Genomic DNA, 18142 nt, shown 5'->3' with positions numbered 1-18142 from the left:
GTCTTGCCTCGTTCACCTTGAAACCATCAAAACTTAGCGATTAAGTTGCCTTTGCGGATATTATCCAATGCGACAACTAACTCTTTACCATTCACTTTCAGCGAGAGCATTTGCCCGTCGACCGCAGTGATGGCGCCTTTTAAATTACGACTGCCGTCAACCGGCATAGTCAATTGAAGCTTTACATCCTCGCCTACATAGCCCGCGTACTGCTCAGCAGTAAATAAGGGTCTATCTACGCCTGGCGAAGAAACCTCTAGGGTATATTCTGTAGAAATAGGATCTTCAACATCGAGTACAGCACTGACTTGGCGACTTGCATTGGCACAATCTTCAATATTGATACCATTCTCACCATCAATGAACACTCGCAGTGTGGAATGCTTACCCGCTTGAACATATTCAATGCCCCACAGCTGAAAGCCTAATGCTTCCACAGGTACTTTGAGCATTTCTGCCAGTCTGAATTCTAACGTTGCCAAGATTGACCCCCGAAAAAACAAAAAAGGGCTTAATAGCCCTAGTACAACGCCACATACGAAGCATGCGACAAATTTAAAAGTCCCAGATAACAAAAAACCCCGTAATCACGAGGTCATTAATTTCAAGAACCTGTAAACCATAACGAATTCAAACACTATTCGTTACTAGGAGCTGGTTGCGGGGGCCGGATTTGAACCGACGACCTTCGGGTTATGAGCCCGACGAGCTACCATGCTGCTCCACCCCGCGTCAACTGTGTGCAAGTATATTGACTATCGTCATTTCTTGCAATAACTAAGAGAGAACTTATCTCGTCTATCTTAGTTATATTTGGTGCCGAGAGCGGGACTTGAACCCGCACGACCGTTAGGTCACAGCCACCTCAAGGCTGCGCGTCTACCAATTTCGCCACCTCGGCGACACCTTTTACTAGTCAGGAATTTTCGTTTCTGACTTTTGGGTTCCTTGCTCAACAGGTTTGGTAACCTGTTCAGTGTCTGAACCTAAATCTTTCCATGAATCTTCATTTTTTGCGTGGTTTGCACTTAAGTTACCAATAAGCAGACTTAAAGTGAAAAACGCAATGGCAAGAATCGCCGTACTGCGTGTCAAGAAGTTACCGGAACCGCTTGAACCAAAAAGAGTACCTGATGCACCGGCGCCAAAAGAGGCCCCCATGTCAGCTCCCTTACCTTGCTGAATTAATACTAAGCCGATTAGACCTAATGCAACCAACAAGTAAATAACTACTAGAACTTCATACATATTATGCGCTCATCGCTATGGTACACAGACTTAAAAACTCGCTAGAGTTTAAGCTAGCACCGCCAATCAGTCCACCATCAACATCAGGTTGGGCAAATAAATCTGCAGCATTACTAGGTGTCACACTACCACCGTAGAGAATCCTGATATTTTCTCCGATAAACGGAGACACTTCAGAGAGGCGTTTGCGAATAAACGCATGAACTTCTTGTGCCTGCTCTGGTGTAGCACTTTTACCTGTTCCTACAGCCCAAAGCGGCTCGTAGGCGATAATAGCGTTATCAAAAGCCATAGTGCCATTTTTCTGGATCACTATATCCAACTCTTCAGCAATCACCTCAAAGGTGCGTCTTGCTTCACGTGCTGGACCTGACTCACCCACACATAAAATTGGGGTTAAGCCATGCTTTTGTGCAGCGGCGAATTTCTCCGCTACGATATTACTCGTCTCTCCGTACATACGGCGACGTTCTGAATGCCCGATAATTACATATCGACATCCTGAATCTTTGAGCATCTGACCTGAAACTTCTCCGGTATAAGCGCCAAAGTCATGTTGACTTAGGTTTTGTGCGCCCATCCTAACAAGTGAACCGTCTAACGCTTCCTTGTTTGCTTCTAGCAGTTGCCTAACGCTCTCTAGATAGATAGAAGGCGGGCATAAAACCACTTCAGCTGAATCATTTTGGAGCTTAGAGGCAAATTTCTTGAACAACTCTTGGGCTAATGCCGCACTGCCGTTCATCTTCCAATTGCCAGCTACCATAGGACGTCTGAGTGCCATCACTGTCTCCTCTGAAAGCGGCGTGAATAATAGCGAACCACTTATTAAGTTACAATAGCTAAATTCGAATTTTTTCAGATATCAGGTTGGAATGCTTATTTTTTACACGCCAAAGCTGTTTTCTGTTCATTTGTGCAGCTAACACCTTAATTTTAAATTGGTATCAGCCGCACTCATTACAAAATTAGCAAATATTAGCTTGCCGATTTTACCGCATCCGCAATCAAATTTGCGTGCGCCAATACTGCACTATGATCGTCACCTTCAACCATGACACGGATCAAAGGTTCAGTACCTGACTTACGTAATAATACTCGGCCACGCACGCCCAGTTGAGATTCAACCTGTGCCTGCGCCGCTTTAACTTTATCTGACTTAAGAGGGTCATGTTCGCCTTCAAAGCGCACATTGACTAACACCTGCGGCAACATTTCCATCGCAGAAGTCAGTTCTTCTAGCGTGGCATCCTGACGACGCATAGCCGCTAACACTAAAATCCCCGCAACTATGCCATCACCAGTTGTGCCGTGATCAAGATTGAGGATATGCCCTGAATTTTCACCGCCAATGCGCCAATCGAGTTCTTTAAGTAGTTCCATCACATAACGGTCGCCCACTTTCGAACGCGCAAAGGGGATGTCTAATGCTTGCAAGGCGAGATCAAGCCCAAGGTTTGACATTAACGTACCAACTACACCACCGCGTAATACGCCACGGGATTTCGCATCACAGGCCAGAATATATAAAATTTGATCGCCGTCGATCACTTCGCCTTTGCTGTTGACCATCATAATACGGTCACCGTCACCGTCGAGTGCAATACCTAAATCGGCACTTTCGGCTAGAACGGTTTCACAAATTTTACCCATGGACGTCGCGCCCACTTTATCATTGATGTTCATCCCGTTGGGTTTATCACCAATGGCAATCACCTCGGCGCCTAACTCACGAAACACAGCTGGCGCTATGTGATAAGTTGCGCCATGGGCACAATCAACCACAATTTTTAGCCCAGTTAACGTGTGTTCTGCAGGAAAATTACCTTTGCAATACTCAATATAACGGCCACGGGCATCTTCAATACGCGATACCTTCCCCAATAGATGCGACTCAACACAAACGAGGGGCTTTTCAAGCTCGGCTTCAATTTCTAGCTCTAGGTTATCATCTAACTTACTGCCGTCGGTGGAGAAAAACTTAATACCGTTATCGTAATACGGATTGTGTGACGCGCTGATCACCACCCCAGCTTCGGCGCGAAACGTGCGCGTCAAATAGGCTACTGCTGGCGTTGGCATAGGTCCCATTAACATCACATTAAGGCCTGCAGCAGATAGGCCAGCTTCTAATGCTGACTCAAACATATAGCCCGAAATACGGGTATCTTTCCCTATAATCACCTTTTTGGTACCACTGCGGGATAACACGCGCCCCGCCGCCCAACCTAACTTAAGCGCAAGCTCAGGCGTCATTTGACCTGAACCGACTTTTCCCCGAATACCGTCAGTTCCAAAAAATTTACGTTCTTTCATATCGCTCCACAAACTCAAATGTGTCCCAATGATTTGGGATCATAATATTAATTAAATGCTTAACGAGAGCATAACGATGCTTAAAAATACGCTTGTGTCGCTTGTAACACCTTGAGCATATCCACAGTTTCAGTAACATCATGCACACGAATGATATGAGCGCCCTTTTGGGCCGCCATCATAGCGCCAGCAAGGCTCCCAGCAAGACGTTCTGAGGTCGGTTTTGCTAAGAGGTTTCCTATCATGCTCTTACGAGACAATCCTATCAATATCGGTAAATCAAACTGGGCAAAACAGTCGAGCTTCGCCAGTAATTCATAGTTATGCTCTAAGCTTTTACCAAAACCAAATCCCGGATCGAGTATTAATAATTCACGGGGGATCCCTGCTCGCAAGCAAGCTTCAATCCGCTCAGTTAAAAAGGCAGAAACTTCTTCAATAACATTATGGTAAGTCGGTGCAAATTGCATGCTTTTGGGTTCACCTTGCATATGCATTAAGCATATGGGGACTTGCAACTCTGCAGCAGCTTGAAGCGCACCAGGCTCCATCAGGGCACGCACATCGTTAATCAAATGTGCGCCCGCAGCAACAGCTTGACGCATGACTTCAGGTTTACTGGTATCGACCGAAATCCACACATCATGGTGCGCCGCAACATATTTCACCAACGGGATCACCCGTGCAAGTTCATCGGCTAAGCTCACCTCGGCGGCGCCAGGTCTTGTCGACTCACCGCCAATGTCTATCATTCCCGCGCCTTGAGCCACCATGTCATCGGCATGCTGACAGGCAAGCTCATAGGAAGAATATTGACCACCGTCGGAAAAAGAATCGGGAGTGACATTAAGAATCCCCATCACAATGGGCGAAGATAACGCGAGGCGTTTAGTGCCAGCAATCAGTTCAAACACGCATTTACTCCTGTAATACGAACACTTACGATTTTACTCACTGGCATAACTTGCGTCATTAATTTCAAGCCTTCATTTTCTATCCGAAAAGACCAATGTCAGAAGATAAATATCAATGGTGGCAGAGAGTATCAATGACAGCGCAGTCAAATTGCTAACAAGGTAAAACAAGAAAACCCCTTTACGGGGTTTTCTTTGGTTTCACAACACATTACTTAGCTGGAGATTCATCAGGATCTTTCAGTTCTGGCTCAGCAGGTGCAGTCACACTGTCTTCAGCTTTCGCTGCTGGTTCACCATGACCATTGCCTTTATCGTTAGAACCATTGTCATCCACTTGCCAATCAGCAGGCTGACGCACTTCACGACGTTTCATTAAATCGTCAATTTGAAGTGAATCAATGGTTTCATACTTCATTAAGGCTTCTTTCATCGAGTGCAGAATATCGAGGTTATCGGTCAATATCTGTCTCGCTCTCGCGTAGTTCTTGTCGATAAAGACTTTCACTTCAGCGTCGATGATAGTTGCAGTTTCATCGGACATGGCTTTAGCTTTACCCATGCTGCGACCTAAGAAGACTTCACCATCTTCTTCTGCATACAGCAATGGACCTAACTTGTCCGAGAAGCCCCACTGAGTCACCATGTTACGTGCAATAGATGTCGCGTATTTGATGTCCTGTGATGCGCCAGTCGACACTTTCTCAGTACCGTAGATAAGCTCTTCTGCTAAACGACCACCGTAGGCGACCGAAATTTGGCTTTCTAACTTACGACGGCTCTGGCTCACTGAGTCAGCTTCAGGTAAGAAGAAAGTGACACCCAGCGCACGGCCGCGAGGAATGATAGTCACCTTGTGCACAGGATCGTGCTCTGGCACTAAACACCCCACAATCGCATGGCCCGCTTCATGGTAAGCAGTCATTTCTTTTTCGGCTTCAGACATCACCATAGAGCGGCGCTCAGCACCCATCATGATTTTATCTTTTGCACGCTCAAATTCTTCCATGCCTACAACTCGGCGATTTCCGCGAGCCGCAAACAGGGCAGCTTCGTTCACTAAGTTAGCTAAATCAGCACCCGAGAAACCTGGCGTACCACGGGCAATCACACTTGCCTTCACATCTTCAGAAAGCGGTACTTTACGCATATGCACTTTCAAAATCTGCTCACGACCACGAACGTCTGGTAAGCCAACGACCACTTGACGGTCAAAACGACCCGGACGTAATAACGCAGAATCGAGTACGTCTGGACGGTTAGTTGCCGCGATAACAATAACGCCTTCATTACCTTCGAAGCCATCCATCTCAACCAGCATTTGGTTCAGTGTTTGCTCACGTTCATCATGACCACCACCTAAACCCGCGCCGCGCTGACGACCGACCGCATCGATTTCATCGATAAAGATGATACAAGGTGCAGACTTTTTCGCCTGTTCGAACATGTCACGCACACGGGATGCACCAACACCAACGAACATTTCAACGAAATCAGAACCCGAGATAGTGAAGAAAGGTACTTTAGATTCACCCGCAATGGCTTTCGCCAGCAAGGTTTTACCTGTACCTGGAGGACCCACCATCAGCACGCCCGTTGGAATACGGCCGCCCAATTTTTGGAATTTAGTTGGGTCACGCAGATAATCAACTAACTCTTTCACTTCTTCTTTTGCTTCGTCACAACCAGCAACATCGGCAAACGTGGTTTTAATCTGGTCTTCGCTCATCAGCTTGGCTTTGCTCTTACCAAAGGACATCGCGCCTTTGCCACCGCCGCCTTGCATCTGGCGCATGAAGAAAATCCATACCCCGATAAGCAATAACATCGGGAACCAAGAGATGAAGATTTGGGTAAGGAACCCTGACTCTTCGGCTTCTTGGCCCTTCATAGTGATGCCTTTACGATCAAGATCATTAATTAAATCTTGGTCATATAACGGCATGATAGTAGTGAATTTTTCACCAGTTCGTTTAGCACCTTCAATAGTACGTTGGTCGCTCTTAACTTCAACAGTTGCGACCTGTCCATCACGGACATTATCTAAGAAGGTAGAATAATCCATCTTCTGCGATGACGAAGAAGAGGGGGAGTAACCCTGAAACACTGACATCAGCACAACGGCGATGACAACCCAGAGTATTAGATTTTTTGCCATGTCACTCAAATTACTAGACCTCATTAAGTCTTGCGATTATTAACGCTAGGTTACTACAACTTGTACCCAGTCGCCACAAGATAGACTTCGCGGGAACGAGCCCGTGAAGAGTCTGGTTTACGTGTTTTAACGACTTTAAACACTGCTTTTACCGCTTTCATGTATTCGTCAAAGCCCTCCCCCTGAAAGACTTTTACCGCAAAACAGCCATTAGGAGCCAATACTTGATGGCACATATCTAACGCCAATTCCACTAAATACATGGCACGGGGCTGATCAACACTATCTGAACCACTCATGTTGGGTGCCATATCAGACAACACAACGTCAACTTTAGCATCACCGACGCGAGTAAGTAATGCTTGAAGGACTTTATCTTCACGAAAATCCCCTTGCAAAAAATCGACGCCGACGATGGGATCCATAGGCAAAATGTCACAGGCGATGACTTTACCTCTATCTCCCGCTAATTTAACTGCTACTTGAGACCAACCTCCCGGAGCAGCACCGAGATCAACCACAGTCATGCCTGGGCGAATTAGTTGATCCTTTTGCTGGATCTCCTCAAGCTTAAACGCAGCGCGAGATCGCAAGCCCATTTTTTGGGCGAGTTTGACATAGTGATCATCAAAGTGTTCTAGCATCCAGCGATTAGAACTGGCCGTACGTTTTATACCTGACATTTAAAATCCGCAACAATTGAGAGTTACACAAAGGCTATATAAGGGTAGAATAGCCGTTTTTCAACAGTAACTCAGCAAAAGTTGGTAGAAATGAACTTAACAACCAAACAAAAACAGCATTTAAAAGGTCTAGCGCATCCGCTAAAGCCAGTGGTGCTGCTTGGTGCCAATGGATTGACTGAAGGTGTACTCGCTGAAATTGAAAGCGCACTCGCTTATCATGAACTGATTAAAGTGAAAGTAGCCTCTGCCGACAGAGAGCTAAAAAATGCCATCGTTGATGCCATAGTACGTGAAACTCAATCCGCAAAAGTGCAACTTATTGGTCATATTCTGGTGATTTATCGTCAATCACCAGAAATGAAAATTGCTTTGCCAAAGGCAAAATAATTTTCTTGATTTTATCGTGTTAACAAAAAGGCCATTCAATCGAGTGGCCTTTTTGTTTTCGCTGTTAATTTAAGCGATTAGCATAGCCCTAAGGTGTTTCAGAAATCACTTGTTCCTTATAATGCTCAGGCGTTAAGCCTAATAACTCAGGCAATGAGGTACCAACCGAAATCGAAGAGAATGTGCCGGTTAATATACCGATAAACATTGCAATCGAAAATCCTTCCAGCGGCCCACCGCCCATGATCCACAGCGCACCGACCGTCATTAAGGTTGTCCCTGAGGTCACCATAGTGCGAGAAAACGTCGCTACAATTGCTTGGTTGTTAATGTCTTGAATCGCAAGCTTTGGCTTAGCAATCAATAATTCACGAATACGGTCAGCGATAATGATCGAATCATTTAAGGAATAACCTAAAATCGCCAGTACAGCCGCAAGTATCGTTAAATTAAACTCCATCTGAGTCAAGGCGAAAAATGCCAGCACGAACACTACGTCATGCACTAAAGCGAATAGGGCACCCGATGCGAGTCGCCATTCGAAGCGATAACTTAAATAACCTAATATCGCCAGCATAGCGACTAACAGCGCCAAACCGCCCTGCTCTGCCAATTCTTGACCAATCTGCGGCCCGACAACACTGCTGTTAAGCACTTGCACTTCAGAGTTAAGCGGCGCTAATACCTGCTGAATATCGATATTACCTTGCTCTGTATCGGCACTCTTTATATCGGAATAGCGCAACACCCAACGTCCCGGCTCACTGGCGGAGACTACACTCACCTCTTGCTGATAAGCGGCATTAAGTAAAGGTTGCAATTCACTGCTGGTAATTTTTCTATCGATCTGCACTTCGGTGACGACACCGCCAGTAAAATCTAAGCCCCAGTTAAAACCTTTCACGCCTATTATGGTTAATGACACTAGCATCAACAAAATTGAGATAGCACTCGAAACATAACGCCATTTAGTTAGATTGATATTTTTCATAGTTATACCTTTACATGACGGCTAGCATCACGCCCATAAACTAAGTTGATCAAGGCCCTTGAAGCAAAGATACCGGTAAACATGCTGGTCAACAGACCTAGACCTAAGGTCAAGGCAAAACCTTGAATTGGACCATTACCTATGGAGTAAAGCACCACTGCAGTGATCATAGTGGTGAAGTTGGCGTCAAAAATAGTAGAAAACGCGCTATCAAACCCCGTATCAATTGCCAGCGCAAAACTGCGACCTTCCTTTAACTTGTCTTTTATTCGCTCGAAAATCAGTACGTTGGTATCAACCGCCATACCGACTGTTAACACCAAACCCGCAATACCAGGTAAGGTCAACACAGCGCCAGGGATAAGCGCCAGTAAACCAAACAGGATCACCATATTGGAGATCAGCGCTATATTCGCCACCCAACCGAGACGGCGATACCAAAGCGCCATAAACAGCAAGGTAATCCCCATCCCTAAACCAAGGGCAGCAAAACCGTTTTCAATGTTTTCAGCACCCAGCGTCGGGCCAATAGTGCGCTCTTCAACAATAGTCACTGGCGCCGTCATAGAGCCTGCTCGCAGTAACAAAGCTAATTGTTGTGCTTCTTGATAGGAGCCAGCACCCGTAATGCGAAAACGATCTCCAAGTTGGGATTGAATCGTCGCAACACTGATAATCTCTTGTGTTTGCTTTGCCTTACCTTGCTCATCACGGCTGTATTCGCTGTAAGACGTCGCCATAGGTTTGCCGATATTGGTACGGGAAAACTCAGACATTTTCTGCCCACCCACACGGTCAAGGTTAATGTTCACCTCCGCCATGCCCATCTCGCCTAAACTCGCCCTCGCATCGACAATATGATCGCCACCCAGCACTGGTGTGCGGCTCACATAAATAGGCTTACCAGACTTGTCATTGAGTACCATAGCATTAACGGAGCCAGACTCTTTAACCTCGAAAAAGGCCAAACTCGCCGTAGCACCGATAACATTCTTGGCAGCGGCAGGATCTTGGACTCCAGGCAATTCAATCCGAATTCGATGCTCCCCTTGACGCTGCACTAAAGCTTCAGTGATACCGAGTTCTTCAATACGGCTGCGCATCACTTGTAAGTTTTGCTGCACTGTCAAATTACGCAGTTTCGTTTGCTCTTCTTGGCTCAACTTAATCAGTAAACCCGCGCCATCTGCATTGGATAGCTGCCAATTAGGATAGGACTCTTTCATCATTTGACGCACGGCAGCACGGGCATCATTATCGGGCAACGTCATGTTTAACTGATGACTTTGGTCCAAATGCACGCTGGCACCACGAATTTTCTGCTCACGGATGAATTGACGTAGCGAATCAACAAGCGTCTCGGCCTGAGTTTGATAAACAGGATCAATATCAACATCGAGTAAGAACTGTACGCCACCGCGCAAGTCGAGCCCGAGTTTAATCGGCTGAAAGCCTAAGTTTTGTAACCAACTTGGCGCCGCACTGGCAAGGGATAAAGTCAATTCTTTTGGCTCTGCGACCATAGAAGAGACTAAAGTTTTGACTAAGGTTTGTTGGTTATCCGCATCGAGGACAATTAAGGTTTCACCATTTTTTTGGTCGATACGTTTTATCGTCACGCCTTCAGCTTGTAGCTTATCTCGAAGGGCAATAGGTGTGAGCGTTAACCCCGCCTTCGCGCCCACCTGCACCGCCGCATCCTCACCGTAAAATGTCGGCAAGGCACTGAATAGCATCACGATAATAGTGACGATAAGCACTAAGTATTTCCAAGCTGAATAGTGATTAAGCAGCCGTTGATTGAGTTTTCTTTCCATGGGATTAACTCGCTATTTAACGCTCAGCATTTGAATCAAATCACTAAGCGAACATATTGATATCAGTCCGAAACACGTGATTGAGTACCAGCGGCTAAGCTCGTAAGGCTCAAAACATCACTGCCTACTTAAGCAGCTATAAAAAGTTTCGGTGAGTACAAAAAGACAACAGCATGAAAAATCGATAAGAGTAGGCTCCTATCAACGTCATGCCTAAATAGGCGAGTTAAGCGGCTTGTTGGCTAAATCGATATTGAAGATTTGAGACTTTCCAACCCGAAATTCGGGCGGGGGAAGAAACAGCAGAAAGCGTCCAATCTGATGTGATATCAAGATCGGTGGGTTCAACGACATTGGATGTCGGTTCGGCAGTAAAGTCTACAGCGAGTACATATACTGGCTTGACCTCACGCACATCGTGCTGGGCAAGACTGATAAATCGCGGCGAATTTATCGGGGCAAAATCTAAGTTATCAGAATGACTTACATAGTCAGAGCTCGGACAAGGTGCTGGCTGTGATTCTGAGTCTGCACTGACGCGATTGGTATCATGACTATTCGGTGAGACGCAGCTTTCAACGGTTTGCGCATCAGACTGTGCATTGAGCTGTGCATTGTCTTGGGCGATAACATCGGCATCGGGCAAGCTTTGAGGCTCAGCGCTTAGCTTTGTATGGGGAATCGAGCTATCAAGACTCACAGTATGCATCTGAGCATAATGGCGAGTTGCATCACTGCGCTGTACTGAGGGTTTTGGCGCATAGCTAGCCGAGTGCGCAATCAACATGATCGCCACGCAAACTAACATCAATCCTGTACGCCAATGTTTGACCAAAGCGTGCCCTCTTATAAAACGTTATTAAACTAAAGATGAACCTATTCACTGTTCGCTTTTGATGCTTAACTGTGGGTCCATAAAGTGAAACTCGCGCAAAAAAACAACATACACATTTCACCAATGTTGATTTTGCTAGGATGGCAGCTTAGGTAAAAACCTACAAAGAGACAAATTAAACTTTGTCCATCTTACGCCGAATTCAACGCTGAAGCGCGATCGATATCCTTAGATAAAGCCCTAAATTCGAACCCTAAGCTCAAGCCGTAAACAAACTTAATTCGCGGATAACAAAAAACCGCCCTAGGACGGTTTTAGCGATATCGCATGAGTCACGCTCACAACACTATAAGCAAAGTAATATAAGCAGATTATAAATACTGTACTGAGATGATTTCGTAATCTGTCATACCACCTGGCGTAGTAATAGACACTTCATCACCTTCATTTTTGCCGACTAAGCCGCGGGCTATTGGTGAATTAACTGAAATCAGGTTTTCTTTAATATTCGCTTCGTCATCGCCGACTATGCGATAAGTCACTTCGACATCGGTATCAAGATTTAAAATAGTCACAGTAGCGCCAAAAATGATACGACCGTTATTCACCATCTTAGTGACGTCGATAATTTGCGCGTTAGATAACTTACCCTCAATATCACGGATACGTGCTTCACAAATACCTTGTTCCTCACGAGCCGCATGGTATTCCGCGTTTTCTTTCAAGTCGCCTAACTCTCTCGCTGAAGCAATTGCTTCAGTGATTTTAGGGCGACGGTCAAACTTGAGAATATCTAACTCTTTACGCAGCTGCTCTGCACCGACAACTGTCATAGGAACCTTAGTCATAACTTCTTTCGTCTCCTTTAAAACAAAAGCAACCCGTGCCAACGCTAAGGTCAACACAGTCAAATGAGGGTGGAATTGCGCTATTCTAATCGTTATGCGCTTTTGATGCACCAAGAACAATGCATTAACGCAGCTTACCCAACCTTAAGCAGAGTTACCAGTAATCAAATTCAAATCTGTATACCTAAGGAAATTTCGCACACGTTTTAGTACGAAATGAATACAAAAATACCCACTCGCCATTTAGACCGTGGGCATTAAGACTCAAAGCAAAAACCTCAAATAGAGGTTAACTCATTTATTCAAGCCCAGCCTCAAAGGTCAAAAAGATTTCACTAACCGTTTTATCAGCAAGGGATTTATCTGCATTAGGGCGCTCAATTGCCGCATGTAAGAGATAACGTCCTGCTGAAGGTAAGATCATTGAAACTTTACCGTCTTTATCTGAGGTAAATTCGATTTCCTCTGGTTTGTTTCGATATAAGCTACCGTCTTTCATAATGGCGACTTTAACGCCTTCAACGGGCTTACCATCGAAAACAAATTGCAGGGTAGCAGCTTCATTCTCAATAATATCTGCAGGATGAGTCACAGGCACTAGTTCTAAATATTCCCCCTTAGGCTTTAACACTTCCTCAGTTGGCTTATTACGTGTGACATAGGTTTCAACCCGCGACACATTTAAAGAACTTTCAAGTTCATAGGCTCCCTTTGGCATAGCAGCAGTTGTGGCTTTTTTATCCATACGGCTGCGTACAACCCCTTCTTTTCCTTTAACTTTATACTGAGAAAAATAACGAGGTGAAACTTCTTTTTCAAACTTATAAGTGCCATCTTGCATCAGTTGCACATCAAACACCGACTTACGTCCGCCCGTGTAACTTGAGCTTGGAGACGTTGGTTTTCCATTTGGCTGTAACACACGCACATCACTGGCACTAAAAGGTTTATCCATCATAAACACTTGATTGCTGGCAGACACATCTGAAGTAATCCACACAATTTCTTCACTTTCAGCCGAAACGTTGAAGTGGCTAGGTAAAATCCATCTGTCGTGGCTACTTGCCAATGGGCTAATGCAAAGTGTGCCAAGTAATGCAATAAGACGTAATTTCATGTCTTTTCCTTAAGTTTAACAATTAATATACGGGCTAAATATTTAATGGATTGACTCAACGAGCCATGCCGCTTAAGCGTATGTCGATAACGCCAGTTTCTGTCGTGGCGGGCAACTGCACAGAGAAATCTCCTGCAGCTAAATCGATATTTTGTCGTACAAGATCACGACCACCGTGTTCACGCACCACTTCAATAAATACAGTGTAAGTGGCAGGTTCAAGCACTTTTCCCGCCTCATCTTTTAAATCCCAATCGATTTTGTAATGACCAGCGGGACGTGTCGCAGATGCAATACCGTCAACAAAGCTCATATCTTCGCGTCCGGCTTTACGCCACCAACGACGGATATCTTTCAGCCATTTATGGCCTTCATCCCATACCCAAAGGCTTAAGGTTTTAACCGTTTGCCCCTTGGCATCCTCAACCCATACGGCCACATAAGGTCTGTGATATTGCCCTTCGGTAATTTCAGGCAAGGTTAAATCGACTGTCATTTTAGGCGTCGCAAACGCCACAGAACTGACAAACAAAGCACTCACCGCAATGGTGCGAATAAGATGACGCATACTCGGCCTATACTCCTTATGGAACAAAATAAACATACACAAGCCCGCAACTACTGCTGACGAGTACCATGTATAACAATGACTTTTTGAGGCGCTTGGTTTGAGGCAACAACAAATAAGCCCCAGTGAGCGAAAATAAAATGATAAGCACAGCGCTGAGATCGAGTATCCAAGCCCAAGCTGTGCCTGTGTTACGGCCCTTATGCAAATCATTCACTACGGCAACGACACCGTAATCTAAGGTTTCGACATAGGCTTGCCCGTCGAGTAAGTCCAATGTCATGCTGCGGTAAGTGCCGGGCCCTTTGCTGACTAAACTAATTTCATCTTCATCGATATCGGCACTCGCCATATCCATAGCCCATTCACTTTTCAACCAATGACCCGCAGCCAGACGCCATTGTGAGTCTTGGGCATTAACGGGTAACAAATAGGCAGGGATTGGCACTTGTTCCCGCTTAGGTTCCTGATCAGTTTGAGAAAACCAATTAGGATGATTTAACGTTATACCTGTCACCGCAAAAAACAGCATCAGCAACAATAAAGCCATAGACACATAAACATGAATAATGCGGGCAAAGGACAAAGACGACTTACTGACTCTTAATTTCAATGATGCACTCTCAAAAACAAACCGAAGAGAAATACCTCCAGAGTCTGCTTTCCCTATGCAGCTAAAGAGAGAAATGAGCTGCATTAAACTAATTTAATGCGCCGAGATTAAATGAGATCGATTATCAAACAGAACAAAGTTTACAAACTTTACATATTCAATACTGAAAAAGAAGTTAAAAAGTAAGAAGAAAAATAAGTGCTAAAAATAAAGCACTTAGGGGTAAATCTGTTTTTAGCACTCAAAAACCATTACCTTCGATTAAATTAGCAGCAAATAATTTATTGTATCACCTGTAAATACCTTTAAAATTCAGAAGGATAAAATCCAACATGTGGGCTAATTTTTTTGCTTAAAATTTACTTTACCACCCTCTCGTTTACCTTACGCCAATCAGCTACAATCCGCCGCCGGCGACTTGCTGGTACTTCCAAGGAAATATCATCTTGAGTACATCTCTGCTCAAAAAAATGCGCTGCCTGCATATTGTGTGGCTCGCATTAATGCTCAACGCCTGTGTTGCACCACTATTATTAATGTCACCTCAAGGCCAGCTCATGTGGGCCCTGCTTAAACCCCTTGTCGGTTTAGATCCGAACGATGTCGGATTATTTGAACAACCGCTCATCAAAAACCGTATGCAGGAATTGCTGGGTAAAAATTACGATACGACCCTGTCCCTGCTCAAAACGGCCGACAAGATCCAACAGGAAGGTCCACTCATCTACTTAGTGTCAACTTACACCCCGGTCCCCGAAATGGCCGAAAAAGCGGGTCTTGTTTGGAACTCAGACACCAACCAAATGGCAGTCATGCTGATGAAAGGCGGTGCACCCTTAGTGATTTCTGAGCAATTCAGTAATCAGGTAGAAAAACGGGTCCCAAGTTGGCCGAAGGAATTAGCCGACTATACCGATCCACAGAAGTTACAACAAAAAGCCTTAGAAGCGGGCGCAAATCAAGTACAGCAACAATTAGCAATACCTGATGCTGTCAAAGCCGTTGCAACAGGTGATGTTAAAGCGGCCCAAGGTGCCGTTATTGATAGTGCGGTCACAGAGAATGCCGTCATTAAGAATGCTGCAATGCCAATCACTATCATTGAAGCAGCTGCAAAAGTCGCCGTTCCAGCGGCTCCAGCAGAAATAAAATCGCCACCCGTTGCTCCTGAAGTCAAAAAGCAATAAAACGGATCACCACAGTGTCAGCTCAAATGGCACTGTGGATTAACTTTGAAAATAGCTGAATTGCCACAACCAACGGGAATTATAGAAACAAGGGAAAGGCTGGACGGGCTAATTGAAGGGAAACTCAAAGCAAAATAGCGCTAAGCTGAAATTAGTTAAAAGTTAAAAAGCAAAAAGCCTGTCCGAAGACAGGCTTTTTAACTTTTTGGCTGGGGTACAAGGATTCGAACCTTGGGATGCCGAGATCAAAACCCGGTGCCTTACCACTTGGCGATACCCCAATAAACTTGTTTAATCTTCTATAGAAGATTGCATTTTGATGGTACGGGAAGAGAGACTTGAACTCTCACACCTCGCGGCACCAGAACCTAAATCTGGCGTGTCTACCAATTTCACCATTCCCGCATCAAAATGTACCAAAATTGTCTATTCAACAGTTTTGGATTTTTCTCTGAAAAATCACTTTAACAGAGCTAAATATGGTAGCAATGGCGGGACTTGAACCTGCGACCCCAGCATTATGAGTGCTGTGCTCTAACCAGCTGAGCTACATTGCCAATGGCTGGGGTACAAGGATTCGAACCTTGGAATGCCGAGATCAAAACCCGGTGCCTTACCACTTGGCGATACCCCAATCAACTTGGAAACTGAGAAAAAATGGCTGGGGTACAAGGATTCGAACCTTGGAATGCCGAGATCAAAACCCGGTGCCTTACCACTTGGCGATACCCCAACTAACTCTGTTTCAAACATCCGCTATCGCCGATGTTTCTAAATTCATATATCTAAAAAATGGTACGGGAAGAGAGACTTGAACTCTCACACCTTGCGGCACCAGAACCTAAATCTGGCGTGTCTACCAATTTCACCATTCCCGCACAGCTTCATGTTTACATCGTGAAGAGATGCTAGCAATCAATGCTAGAGTAAAATCGTGATTCATTTTATATAAGAAATTTATCTTAAATAAAATGGTAGCAATGGCGGGACTTGAACCTGCGACCCCAGCATTATGAGTGCTGTGCTCTAACCAGCTGAGCTACATTGCCACATCGATATTACGCGCCTCTCTCAGCGAGGAACGGGGCGTATTATGCTTATTCGAGGTATCTAGGTCAACAGCTTTTTTTCGCTATTTCCCTTAGGTTAAGCTGTTCGGCTATTACTTCACCAAACTGAGCAACAGATGTGCTAAATAACACCTTGTTGCTCATACTTAGCTTAATTTATCGAGACTTACAGCGTGAATAAGCTTTGTTATACGTTAAACAGGAAATGCATCACATCGCCATCTTTAACGATATAGGTTTTACCTTCCACGCGTAACTTACCGGCTTCTTTCGCGCCAGCTTCACCTTTGTGGGCAATAAAGTCGTCAAATGCCATCACTTGGGCACGGATAAAACCGCGTTCAAAATCGGTATGGATAACGCCCGCCGCTTGCGGAGCACTCGCCCCCACAGGCACAGTCCAAGCACGCACTTCTTTCACGCCTGCGGTGAAATAGGTTTGCAGATTCAGTAATTCATAACCTGCGCGGATCACACGATCTAAACCTGGTTCTTCGATACCCAGATCCGCCATAAACTCATCGCGCTCCTCGATTTCCATCTCGGCCAGTTCAGATTCAATCGCCGCACATACGGCAACAACGATAGCGTTTTCTGTCGCAGCAATGGCGCGAACGGCATCTAAGTGCGGGTTATTTTCAAAACCATCTTCCGCAACGTTAGCAATATACATGGTCGGTTTTAAGGTTAAGAAGTTCAGGTAAGCCACTGCTTCCAGCTCTTCTTTCGATAAATCCATTGAACGCAACATTTTAGCTTCGTCTAAAATGGGGCGCATTTTTTCTAATACTTCCACTTCAAACTTAGCGTCTTTATCGCCACCTTTAGCACGTTTCTGCTGACGCTGAACCGCACGCTCTAAACTGTCTAAGTCAGCTAACGCTAATTCAGTGTTGATGACTTCAATATCGCCAGCTGGGTCAACCTTGTTAGCAACGTGAACAATGTTGTCATCATCAAAACAACGTACTACATGACCAATAGCATCGGTTTCACGAATGTTAGCGAGGAACTTGTTACCTAAGCCCTCGCCTTTAGATGCGCCAGCCACAAGACCCGCAATATCCACGAATTCCATGGTAGTAGGTAACACACGTTGTGGATTCACAATCGCAGCTAACGCATCCAGACGTGGATCCGGCACAGGTACAACACCAGTGTTAGGTTCAATGGTACAAAACGGGAAGTTAGCCGCTTCGATGCCAGCCTTAGTTAACGCATTAAAAAGCGTTGATTTACCTACGTTAGGAAGACCAACAATGCCGCATTTAAAACCCATATGCTTACCTTTCTCTCGATTATTGGCTGACAAGTCACACTCATCAGCGAGGTTTAGTCGTCCTGCCCTATGGCAGCACATTACTGAATAATTAAATCACTTAACACT

General features: G+C 45.1%; 17 protein-coding genes and 9 tRNA genes. 2 read left to right on the top strand and 24 right to left on the bottom strand.

The window, feature by feature from the left end; translation table 11 throughout:
• Positions 1–26: 26 nt before the first annotated feature.
• The 9 genes from rimP to rlmE form a co-directional block, all read right to left on the bottom strand.
• Complete coding sequence (gene rimP / locus AAA952_RS08085) at positions 27–482, bottom strand: ribosome maturation factor RimP (protein ID WP_006082718.1); 456 nt, start codon at positions 480–482, stop codon at positions 27–29.
• 173 nt (positions 483–655) lie between these two features.
• A tRNA-Met gene (locus tag AAA952_RS08080) sits at positions 656–732 on the bottom strand.
• 82 nt (positions 733–814) lie between these two features.
• Positions 815–901 (bottom strand) — tRNA-Leu (locus tag AAA952_RS08075).
• Positions 902–912: 11 nt separating this feature from the next.
• Positions 913–1248: a preprotein translocase subunit SecG gene (secG, locus tag AAA952_RS08070; protein ID WP_338255928.1), complete on the bottom strand. Its 336-nt coding sequence runs from the start codon at positions 1246–1248 to the stop codon at positions 913–915.
• A 1-nt stretch (position 1249) separates the two neighbouring features.
• Complete coding sequence (gene tpiA / locus AAA952_RS08065; RefSeq protein WP_006082720.1) at positions 1250–2032, bottom strand: triose-phosphate isomerase; 783 nt, start codon at positions 2030–2032, stop codon at positions 1250–1252.
• A gap of 194 nt (positions 2033–2226) precedes the next feature.
• Positions 2227–3564: a phosphoglucosamine mutase gene (gene glmM / locus AAA952_RS08060; RefSeq protein ID WP_263172660.1), complete on the bottom strand. Its 1338-nt coding sequence runs from the start codon at positions 3562–3564 to the stop codon at positions 2227–2229.
• An 80-nt stretch (positions 3565–3644) separates the two neighbouring features.
• On the bottom strand, positions 3645–4478 hold the full coding sequence (gene folP / locus AAA952_RS08055; protein WP_338255923.1) for a dihydropteroate synthase: 834 nt from the start codon (positions 4476–4478) through the stop codon (positions 3645–3647).
• 211 nt (positions 4479–4689) lie between these two features.
• A complete protein-coding gene (ftsH, locus tag AAA952_RS08050) occupies positions 4690–6660 on the bottom strand; it encodes an ATP-dependent zinc metalloprotease FtsH (RefSeq protein ID WP_168822810.1) in 1971 nt (656 codons plus the stop codon).
• A 29-nt stretch (positions 6661–6689) separates the two neighbouring features.
• Positions 6690–7319, bottom strand: a complete 630-nt coding sequence (gene rlmE, locus AAA952_RS08045; RefSeq protein ID WP_006082724.1) for a 23S rRNA (uridine(2552)-2'-O)-methyltransferase RlmE — start codon at positions 7317–7319, stop codon at positions 6690–6692.
• Positions 7320–7409: 90 nt separating this feature from the next.
• Here rlmE and yhbY point away from each other — a divergent pair, with 90 nt between their 5' ends.
• Complete coding sequence (yhbY, locus tag AAA952_RS08040; RefSeq protein WP_006082725.1) at positions 7410–7709, top strand: ribosome assembly RNA-binding protein YhbY; 300 nt, start codon at positions 7410–7412, stop codon at positions 7707–7709.
• Between the two features lie 88 nt (positions 7710–7797).
• Here the strand turns inward: yhbY and secF are convergent, their stop codons facing one another.
• The 7 genes from secF to AAA952_RS08005 all read right to left on the bottom strand — a co-directional run bounded on the left by secF (position 7798) and on the right by AAA952_RS08005 (position 14498).
• The gene (secF, locus tag AAA952_RS08035; protein WP_028761458.1) at positions 7798–8700 is read right to left on the bottom strand and encodes a protein translocase subunit SecF; all 903 of its coding nucleotides are present in this window, start codon (positions 8698–8700) and stop codon (positions 7798–7800) included.
• A 2-nt stretch (positions 8701–8702) separates the two neighbouring features.
• On the bottom strand, positions 8703–10517 hold the full coding sequence (gene secD / locus AAA952_RS08030) for a protein translocase subunit SecD (protein ID WP_338255914.1): 1815 nt from the start codon (positions 10515–10517) through the stop codon (positions 8703–8705).
• Positions 10518–10743: 226 nt separating this feature from the next.
• Positions 10744–11325 (bottom strand): hypothetical protein, encoded by a 582-nt coding sequence (locus AAA952_RS08025; RefSeq protein ID WP_338255912.1) that lies wholly within the window; start codon positions 11323–11325, stop codon positions 10744–10746.
• Positions 11326–11723: 398 nt separating this feature from the next.
• Entirely contained in the window at positions 11724–12200 is a 477-nt protein-coding gene (gene greA, locus AAA952_RS08020; protein ID WP_028761461.1) for a transcription elongation factor GreA, read from the bottom strand.
• A 298-nt stretch (positions 12201–12498) separates the two neighbouring features.
• A complete protein-coding gene (locus AAA952_RS08015) occupies positions 12499–13317 on the bottom strand; it encodes a DUF4198 domain-containing protein (RefSeq protein ID WP_338255909.1) in 819 nt (272 codons plus the stop codon).
• A 55-nt stretch (positions 13318–13372) separates the two neighbouring features.
• Positions 13373–13885, bottom strand: coding sequence for a DUF2271 domain-containing protein (locus AAA952_RS08010; RefSeq protein ID WP_105251693.1), 513 nt, complete (start codon positions 13883–13885; stop codon positions 13373–13375).
• A 16-nt stretch (positions 13886–13901) separates the two neighbouring features.
• Entirely contained in the window at positions 13902–14498 is a 597-nt protein-coding gene (locus AAA952_RS08005) for a PepSY-associated TM helix domain-containing protein (protein ID WP_338255906.1), read from the bottom strand.
• Positions 14499–14968: 470 nt separating this feature from the next.
• On the opposite strand from AAA952_RS08005, the gene AAA952_RS08000 reads away from it, so the two are divergent.
• Positions 14969–15685 carry a hypothetical protein gene (locus AAA952_RS08000; protein ID WP_338255981.1) on the top strand — a complete coding sequence of 239 codons (717 nt, stop codon included), beginning with the start codon at positions 14969–14971 and terminating at the stop codon, positions 15683–15685.
• A gap of 206 nt (positions 15686–15891) precedes the next feature.
• Here the strand turns inward: AAA952_RS08000 and AAA952_RS07995 are convergent.
• From AAA952_RS07995 to ychF, 8 genes are all read right to left on the bottom strand, one after another.
• Positions 15892–15966: transfer RNA gene (locus AAA952_RS07995), tRNA-Gln, on the bottom strand.
• 39 nt (positions 15967–16005) lie between these two features.
• Positions 16006–16090, bottom strand: a tRNA-Leu gene (locus AAA952_RS07990).
• Positions 16091–16165: 75 nt separating this feature from the next.
• Positions 16166–16242: transfer RNA gene (locus AAA952_RS07985), tRNA-Met, on the bottom strand.
• A gap of 2 nt (positions 16243–16244) precedes the next feature.
• Positions 16245–16319 (bottom strand) — tRNA-Gln (locus AAA952_RS07980).
• Between the two features lie 24 nt (positions 16320–16343).
• Positions 16344–16418: transfer RNA gene (locus AAA952_RS07975), tRNA-Gln, on the bottom strand.
• 60 nt (positions 16419–16478) lie between these two features.
• Positions 16479–16563 (bottom strand) — tRNA-Leu (locus AAA952_RS07970).
• A gap of 94 nt (positions 16564–16657) precedes the next feature.
• Positions 16658–16734 (bottom strand) — tRNA-Met (locus AAA952_RS07965).
• A 208-nt stretch (positions 16735–16942) separates the two neighbouring features.
• A complete protein-coding gene (gene ychF, locus AAA952_RS07960; protein WP_028761466.1) occupies positions 16943–18034 on the bottom strand; it encodes a redox-regulated ATPase YchF in 1092 nt (363 codons plus the stop codon).
• Positions 18035–18142: the final 108 nt, after the last annotated feature.

Origin of the sequence: Shewanella sp. M-Br (genome assembly GCF_036245925.1) — a bacterium.
GTDB classification, from domain to species: Bacteria; Pseudomonadota; Gammaproteobacteria; order Enterobacterales; family Shewanellaceae; genus Shewanella; species Shewanella oncorhynchi.
The sequence above is the reverse complement of the archived record's forward strand: the minus strand, read 5'-3'. Positions and strand labels throughout refer to the sequence as shown.